The organism is Thauera sp. WH-1, assembly GCF_047806685.1.
GTDB lineage: Bacteria > Pseudomonadota > Gammaproteobacteria > Burkholderiales > Rhodocyclaceae > Thauera.
In genome coordinates, this window is sequence record NZ_JBLQGP010000056.1 from 1 (window position 1) to 2,850 (window position 2,850).

The 2,850-nt window shown below is 62.8% G+C and carries 5 protein-coding genes; all 5 read left to right on the top strand.

Annotation, left to right across the window (positions count from 1 at the left end; genetic code table 11):
- The first annotated feature begins 66 nt into the window (after positions 1–66).
- The 5 genes from ACMV5O_RS21210 (at position 67) to ACMV5O_RS21230 (ending at position 2,778) form a co-directional block, all read left to right on the top strand.
- Positions 67–387, top strand: coding sequence for a Uma2 family endonuclease (locus tag ACMV5O_RS21210; protein ID WP_416165297.1), 321 nt, complete (start codon positions 67–69; stop codon positions 385–387).
- Positions 388–457: 70 nt separating this feature from the next.
- On the top strand, positions 458–892 hold the full coding sequence (locus tag ACMV5O_RS21215) for a Uma2 family endonuclease (RefSeq protein WP_416165298.1): 435 nt from the start codon (positions 458–460) through the stop codon (positions 890–892).
- A 535-nt stretch (positions 893–1,427) separates the two neighbouring features.
- Positions 1,428–1,721, top strand: coding sequence for a type II toxin-antitoxin system HigB family toxin (locus ACMV5O_RS21220; protein WP_416165299.1), 294 nt, complete (start codon positions 1,428–1,430; stop codon positions 1,719–1,721).
- 13 nt (positions 1,722–1,734) lie between these two features.
- Positions 1,735–2,115, top strand: a complete 381-nt coding sequence (locus tag ACMV5O_RS21225; RefSeq protein WP_416165300.1) for a helix-turn-helix domain-containing protein — start codon at positions 1,735–1,737, stop codon at positions 2,113–2,115.
- 102 nt (positions 2,116–2,217) lie between these two features.
- Positions 2,218–2,778, top strand: a complete 561-nt coding sequence (locus ACMV5O_RS21230; protein WP_416165301.1) for a putative toxin-antitoxin system toxin component, PIN family — start codon at positions 2,218–2,220, stop codon at positions 2,776–2,778.
- Positions 2,779–2,850 lie beyond the last annotated feature (72 nt).

Sequence of the window (2,850 nt, forward strand, 5' to 3'; positions counted from 1 at the left end):
GCGGCTTGGGATGACGATATCCGTATGAAAATGCTGGGGATTCATCCGTTATGACTTTCGAGTGCGATGGCCCTGCCCGACGTCCTCGTCACCTGCGACCCCGCGGACCACCGCGCCGACCAGTTCATGCGCGCACCGACGCTGATCGTCGAGGTGCTCTCGCCGGCCACCGCCGCCTACGACCGCGGCGAGGAGTTCGCTGCCTACCGCCGCCTCGCGTCGCTGCAGGACTTCGTCCTCATCGACCCCGACCTGCGCCGCATCGAGCACTACCGACGCCAGGGCGAGCGCTGGGAGTTGCAGGATATCGCCCCCGAACAAGCGCTGGAGTTGCAGAGCCTCGACGTCACCATCCCCTGGCAGCGCGTGTTCCGCAACGCGGACTGAGCCGCCCCCGACCGTGTAGCGCAAGACCGGGGCCCGCGCTGAGCCACCCGGAAGATATGAGAAAGAGACGATGCGGACACAAGCCTACAAACCGCTGGACGAAAGCGAATACCTGGCGCTCGAGGCCCGCTCCCCCGTTCGCTACGAATACGTCGCCGGCGAAATCTTCGCCATGACCGGGGCGAGCGTCCGCCACAACATCATCGCAGGCAACCTCTACACCGCCCTGCGCACCCACCTGCGCGGCACGCCCTGCCGCGCCCTCATGGAAGGCGTGAAGCTGTACCTGAAGAAGGAGCGCAGCTACTTCTACCCCGACGTGATGGTGACCTGCGAATCCCGGCTGCTCGAGCTCGACGCCGAGACACAACTGGTCGACAGCCGGGCGCTCATCATCGAAGTGCTCTCGCCCTCCACCGAGGGCATCGACCGCCGCGAAAAGCTTCGCGCCTACCGCACGCTCCCCAGTCTCAAGGAGTACGCGATGGTCAGCCAGGACGAATGAAAGGTTGAGTTCTACCGCCGCCGCGGCGACATCGGCTGGGACATCATCACCTTCGAACCCGGTGACGCGGTCGAATTCGCGAGTGTGGAACTGCAGATGCCGATCGCGGATGTGTACTTCGAGGCCGGCGTGGCGTGTTCGGCGTAGCCCGATCCCCTGGCAAGGCCCGACCCACCTACAACCGCCGCACGACACCGCGGGCGGTCGTGGCGTGTCTCAGGCCCGAAGCCGCCAGCGCCGCAGCAGGAGACAGGCGGCCGGTTGCTCGCCCTCTCAAGGTCGGTAGCCCTGGAACAGAGAATCCAATGCATCGGTGATCCACTCTTTGAAGATGGTTGCAGCCCGATCGGGTAAGCAGCCCTGACCAAGATCAAGGCAGCGCGATCATGCGCCACCAGCTTAAGCGCGACAAAGGCGTCAAGGCAGGCGATGAGCAAATGAAAGACCTGACCCTCCGCCCCTCTCCGCGCCCCTCCGCGCGCAACAACACAGTGCGAATACTTGCTACCAAAACGGTAGCATGCTAGCTTTCGTCATGCACATCATCGCACTTCGAACCTTGCGCGCTTTCTGGGAAAGGCACCCACGTGCCGAAACGCCCTTGCGTGGCTGGTATGCAGAGGCGAACCGCGCCACTTGGCGTACGCCGGCAGACATCAAGACCGCACACCGAAATGCCAGCTTTCTGCCGAACAACCGGGTGGTCTTCAACATCAAAGGCAATGACTACCGTCTCGTGGTGGCAGTGAGATACACGTCAACCACGATGTTCATCCGGTTCGTTGGTATCCATGCCGAGTACGACAAGATCGACGCTGAGACCATCTAGGAGAATGCCTGCCATGGAACTGAAGCCTATCCGCACCGATGCCGAGCATGCCGACGCACTGGCCGAGGTCGAGCGCTTGTGGGACGCGCCCGAGGGCAGCGCAGAGGCGGACCGCCTGGAAGTGCTCGTCATGCTCGTCGAGGCCTATGAAACTGCACGCTTTCCGATCGAAGCGCCCGATCCGATCGACTTCCTCGAGTACGTCATGGACTCGCGAGGGCTGACCCGGAAAGACCTGGAGCCGTACATCGGCCCGCGCGGCCGGGTGGCCGACATCATGAACCGCACGCGCCCCTTGTCCATCGGCATGATCCGCCGCCTGTCGTCCGGCCTCGGCCTACCGGCGGACGTGCTGATTCAGCCCTACCCGCTGCGCGAACCTGCCGCAGCCTGACCAGCCTCTGCCCGGTTTCCGTCAATGGCAACCGGAGCATCGAGCGGTGGGCTTTGACCCCCACCTTCACATCACGACCGCCGCGCCTTACCGCCGTCGGTCGTGACGTTTCAGGCGCACGAGGGCGCCGGGCGCTGGGGATCAGCACACGAAACACCCCCGGCCGCCGACGCACGCTCCCGCTCGAAGTCATGGAAGGCCACCTGCAATGACATCAATATTGATATCATTCCCTCCATGCGCTACCTGCTCGACACCAACGTAATCGTCGCAGCCCTTCGGTCTCGTCATGGCGCAAGCAATGCGTTGCTGCGCAGGGCGCTACAGGGCGAACTACCCGTTGTTGTTCATCAAAAACTCGTACTCGAGTATCGCGATGTGCTGAGCCGCCCCGAGATCCTCGCTGCAACGCAGTTGAGCTTCGACGAGATCGAGCTTGTTCTCGCGCACCTTGTCGCCGTCGCAACCGAAATCGATGTGCGCTACCTGTGGAGACCGAATCTCCGCGACGAAGGCGACAACTTCGTGCTCGAAATTGCGGTCGCCGCTTGGCCGTGCACCATCGTTACCCACAACATCTCTGACATCGCCCACGCCGAACCCCGGTTTCCACAGGCTGTCACCTGCACACCCGGACAGCTGATGCAGTCCCTCACGCACTAGTGTAGTGCTGCATTTTGTTTGGAACTTAAGCGGCTGTTTGCGCGGATGACCTTCTGCAGGATGTCGCGAGCG